Genomic DNA, 4,628 nt, shown 5'->3' with positions numbered 1-4,628 from the left:
CTTGTTATAGGAGGGCCAGTTAGTGATTTTAAAATTTTGTTTTGCCATGGAGACCTGATTTTGAAACAACTATGGTGATCTGTTCCGATGATTACCCAAACTTTCTATTTATTCAACAAAGCCTGTAGCAATACACTCATTGAATACGTGACCTAATTGTCGCCACCGCTTGTTCCATGGTTGGAGACATACCGCCAGCAACCAGACAGCAAGCAAGCTGCAAACGCAGGGCATAAGGCACTGCAATTTCCCCCGCCAGGCACTGCGCTGTCCAACGCGCAGTCGTCGCTACATCACGGGCAATCGGCAACTTATCCGGTGCTACAACAATATCCTGACGCTGTTGCAGCACTACGCTGTGTTGCCCACGAATAAAATGGATTTCAGGGCATCGCTGCGGATTAGCATAGACCTCACCTTCCGTGCCGTGCATCAGCAACGCTCTGGTCTCATTACCGAGGAAAAACTGATTAAGCCGAGTGACGTATTCCGGATGAGAGACACTGGTCAAACGCAATGCCTCTTGCTCGCCAAAAGGCGTCAACAATTTAGCCAACGTATGGCTGCTATTGCGCACGCCCATGCTCCAACGCAGTTGCAACTGTTTATCCAAGGCAGGACTCAGGACTGAAATCGGAATAAATACCGGGAACCCTCCATCAATCAATGACTGAGCCGCCTTGGCACTGCTCGCACTTTTCACCCCGAGCGCTTGCAAAATTTCCGCGCTGGTTACCCACGTCGGGTCATTTTCAACGCCGTGAACCACCACCGGAAAGCCCAATTTAACCAGCAACAACGCCAGCAACGGCGTCAGATTGGGCTGGCGCCGCGCACCGTTGTAGCTAGGGATGACAATAGGCATCGGGCGACCCGCAGGCGCGTGCAAGCGCAACACCTGCTCACTGGCGGCCTGATAGAAACCGCGCAGCTCTGCTTCACCTTCCCCTTTGATTCGCAAGGCAATCAGTACACCGCCCAGTTCCAGATCGGGCACATCACCTTGCAGCATATGACGATATAGCGAGTAGGCAGCGTCCTGATCCAAATCACGTGCGTGATTTTTCCCCCGCCCGATCTCTTTGATGATGGTGGTAAAGTCCATGCGTTCTCCCGTGAAAAAGACGATCGATCTCTTTCTGCAAAAATAGCATGTTTATATCAGGCTGGCACATCACGTTGTTCGATGGGAAATACCGGCAACGCCGCCAACAGTTGCGCTCCGTATCCCTTGGTCAACAAGCGTCTGTCATAGATAACGATTTCACCAAAACAGGTATGACTGCGAATCAAACGCCCGACCTGCTGGATCAGGTTAAATGAAGCGGCAGGCAGGCTTTGCACCACAAAGGGATGGCGTTTCTGACTTTTTAACCACTCCCCTTCGGTCAGGATCACCGGGCTGTCAATCGGGGGAAAGGCAATCTTATGAATATGCACTTGCGACAGCAGTTCGCCTTTCAAATCCAGCCCTTCGGCAAAAGATTGCAAACCAACTAGTACGCTGACGTCGCCCGCCTCCACGCGTTGTCGGTGCAACGCAATCAGGCGCGAACGCGGCTGATCCCCTTGCACTAGCAGCATTAAGCGTAAATCGGTGACCTGTGAGAGAAACTGCTGCATCGCTCTTTGGCTGGCGAACAACACCAGAATTCCTTTGTGCGCGTGCTGGGCCAATGATTGGCGGAAAAAACGCGCCATTTCAGCAATATGTGGCACTTCATTTTCCAGCAAGGGTTCACAGTGCATTTTTGGGATCACCAGCTTGCCTTGTTGACAGTGGTTGAAAGGCGAATCCAGCGTAATAAAACGATCGCACTCCTCTTCATCCAGGCCTGAGAGTTCTTTCAGCCGCTGGTAACTGTTCAGGGAGCGTAAGGTCGCGGAGGTCAGTACCACGTGCGAAACATTGCGCCACAGCAGTCGGTCGAGCTGGTCACAGACGCGAATTCCCGCACAGTGCAACGATAGCCGCCACTGTCCTTCGCGGTATTCCCGATGTAGCCATTTGGATACCGGTGCATTGGATACTTTCTCCAGCGCGGCCAAATGCCAGAGTTGCGTTTTACTCTCCAGATAGCCCATGGCGCGGCTCATACGTAAAAGCGCCTGATGAACCCGCACCACATCGTGCTTGCCGGTTTTCTCCCCGAGATCGTGAGACAGGTATTCGGTTAAGCCGCGCAGGCCATCCGTTAGCTTATGCAGCCGGACACACACCTGGCGCATCTCTTCCGGCATAACCCCCATCGGGAAGCGATACTCGCTTTCTTGTCCTTCCCCCTGGAGAAACAGCTCACTCATGGCAACAAAGGCGGCGTTCTGCTCGATCATCTCCTCAATGTGTGCCGTCAACCGTTCAGGGTTAGTCAGACGCGGCGGCGATTTTGGCGGGAACTGCGCCATACAGGTCGCCACCAACTGGATCACACTGTCCATCTGCGCTTTGACATACGCCGGAGTAATGTCCCCCGCCATTTCCAGCGAATCGCGCGCCACATCCGGCACGTGATGCCCTTCATCCAGCACCAACAGCAGATCTTTCGCGGCAGGCAGCACCGAATCGCTTTCCATTGCCGCCATCACCAAGGCGTGATTGCTCACCACAACTTCCGTATTTTCAATCTCACGACGGGCGATAAAAAATGGGCAGTCACGGTAATAGTGACAATTTTTACCCAGACAGTTGGTTTTATCGGTACTGACCTTACGCCATAAAGCATCTTCGATCATCAGGCTGTAATGGTCGCGCATCCCGTCCCATTCATACCCTTGAAACGCTTTCGCCATCTTGAGACACGCCCCGCGCTCTTCTTTGCTGGCTGGCTCCAGTTCATCACTGAGAAATGCCAGCAAATCCCCTTGCGCGCTCTCGGAGGTCAGTACTGCCAGATTGCGCGGGCAGAGATAACGCGCCCGGCCAAAAGCGGCGGTGAAGGTGAGCTCAGGGATGAATTTTTTCAGCAGCGGCAGATCTTTGATGACAATCTGGTCCTGCAACGCGATATTGGCGGTGCTGATTACCAGCGTCTTGCTCTCTGCGCGCGCAATCGCGATACCGGGAATCAGATAGGACAGGGTTTTGCCCACGCCGGTAGGCGCCTCAATAACCGCGTGACGCGGATATTCACCCGCTAACGTTTTCGCCACTTCGGCGATCATCTGTCGCTGCGGAGCACGGGAGATAAAATCAGGAATATGTTGTTGCAGCGCCTTATACCACTGGTCGATTTGCTGCTTGATTGTGGGAGTAAGCGCCATGCCATCTCAATGTCTGTCCAATTCTGCGACTATTGTCCCACAGACAGCGGCAAACGTCAGCCGCCATTCCCCCTCGACAAACACGCACGCAGCCAGTAGGGTAAAGCAAATCGTGATAAAGAGTCTTTCCCATGTCGGCGGTGCACCGCGCCAAGCAAACGTATTGGTTTTCTCCGCGCCTACCTCAGGTTGAATGCCGTTCGACCTGGTGCAGCAGTCAAGGTTATAAAGCCCATACACACACCCAACTCTCCCTCGGCTTGGTCGTGGCGGGCAGCACCGTCTGTCACTATCGCGGTGCAGACCACCTGTTGCGCGCCGGTGATATGGTTTTGATCGACCCGCATGCGCCGCACAGCTGTACCCCGCTGCCCGGACAAACGCGCAGCTATCATATGTTTTACCTCGACGCAGCCTGGTGCCGGGCGCTTTTGTCCCAACAGAGCGGACAGCCAGTAGCGGCGATCCACTGCCGCCCGGTGCGTGTGCAAGATCACGCCCTGTTTGGCGATGGCCTGCAACTGCTTGACCGTCTCTATCGCCACGATATAGACAGCGCGACACCGCAATTGAACGCGCTGGTATCTACGCTGTTGTCCCGTTACTGCGCTGCACAACAGCCACTCGCAGAGCAATCCACCACGCGCTATATGCGCCAGCGCTTGCTCAGCAATTTGCAAACATCGCCGTCGCTGACCACGCTGGCACAAGAGCTGCACCTGCGCCGGGAAACGCTGGTACGCCATTTCCGTGAAGATACCGGCATCACGCCCATGGCTTTCCTTAACAATGCGCGCATTGAATATGCTAAGACGCTGATTAAGCAAGGCGTACCGCTGGCCGATGCCGGATACCAAAGCGGCTTTAGCGATCAAAGCCATTTTCACAAAATCTTTGTGCTGCACACGGCGGCGACACCGGGGCAATATCAGCAAGCGGGTGAATCTCCGTCTGCGACGATCACTATTTGACAATAATTAGCCTGACAAGCTCTCTAGACTTGGCCTCGTTTATTTCGTTGAGGTCGTTGTTATGGTTACTGATACCCTGTTTCCTGCCCATTTTCCTGCGCTCGCCTTAGCGCATTTTGTCGCATTGCTCAGCCCCGGTCCCGATTTCTTCTTGCTGGCAGCCTACGCGCTGCGCCACCGCCTACGTGGCAGTATCGGAATAGGTATCGGCATCGCGCTAGGCAACGGCTGCTATATTCTGCTGGCCATTATGGGCGGAGCTGCCAATTCAGCAAATGCCACCGCTTTTTGTTTTGCTGCAACTCGCTGGGGCGCTGTATCTGCTGTGGATCGGTTCACAGCTCGTACGCAGTTCGGCACGAACGACCGCGTTAACGGTCACGGAGACGCAGCGCG

Annotated in this window: 3 protein-coding genes and 1 pseudogene; 2 read left to right on the top strand and 2 right to left on the bottom strand. The window is 54.3% G+C overall.

All coding sequences use genetic code 11. From position 1 onward, the window contains the following. Positions 1 to 136: 136 nt before the first annotated feature. Positions 137 to 1,105, bottom strand: coding sequence for a DNA-binding protein YbiB (gene ybiB / locus ACTBDZ_RS15285; protein WP_438815947.1), 969 nt, complete (start codon positions 1,103 to 1,105; stop codon positions 137 to 139). A 56-nt stretch (positions 1,106 to 1,161) separates the two neighbouring features. Next, positions 1,162 to 3,261, bottom strand: a complete 2,100-nt coding sequence (gene dinG / locus ACTBDZ_RS15280) for an ATP-dependent DNA helicase DinG (protein WP_438815946.1) — start codon at positions 3,259 to 3,261, stop codon at positions 1,162 to 1,164. Positions 3,262 to 3,392: 131 nt separating this feature from the next. On the opposite strand from dinG, the gene ACTBDZ_RS15275 reads away from it, so the two are divergent. Next, positions 3,393 to 4,232 (top strand): helix-turn-helix domain-containing protein, encoded by an 840-nt coding sequence (locus ACTBDZ_RS15275; RefSeq protein WP_438815945.1) that lies wholly within the window; start codon positions 3,393 to 3,395, stop codon positions 4,230 to 4,232. Between the two features lie 61 nt (positions 4,233 to 4,293). Then, a pseudogene (locus tag ACTBDZ_RS15270) lies at positions 4,294 to 4,628 on the top strand (LysE family translocator); the annotation flags it as partial.

Origin of the sequence: Symbiopectobacterium sp. (assembly GCF_051710365.1) — a bacterium.
Lineage (GTDB): Bacteria > Pseudomonadota > Gammaproteobacteria > Enterobacterales > Enterobacteriaceae > Symbiopectobacterium.
Note: the sequence above shows the minus strand (reverse complement) of the source record. Positions and strands in the feature narration are given on the sequence as shown.

Coding starts and splice junctions, on each gene's coding strand:
- ACTBDZ_RS15275 (WP_438815945.1), top strand. CDS start 3,393: ATGTCGGCGGTGCACCGCGCCAAGCAAACGTATTGGTTTTCTCCGCGC.
- ybiB (WP_438815947.1), bottom strand. CDS start 1,105: ATGGACTTTACCACCATCATCAAAGAGATCGGGCGGGGGAAAAATCAC.
- dinG (WP_438815946.1), bottom strand. CDS start 3,261: ATGGCGCTTACTCCCACAATCAAGCAGCAAATCGACCAGTGGTATAAG.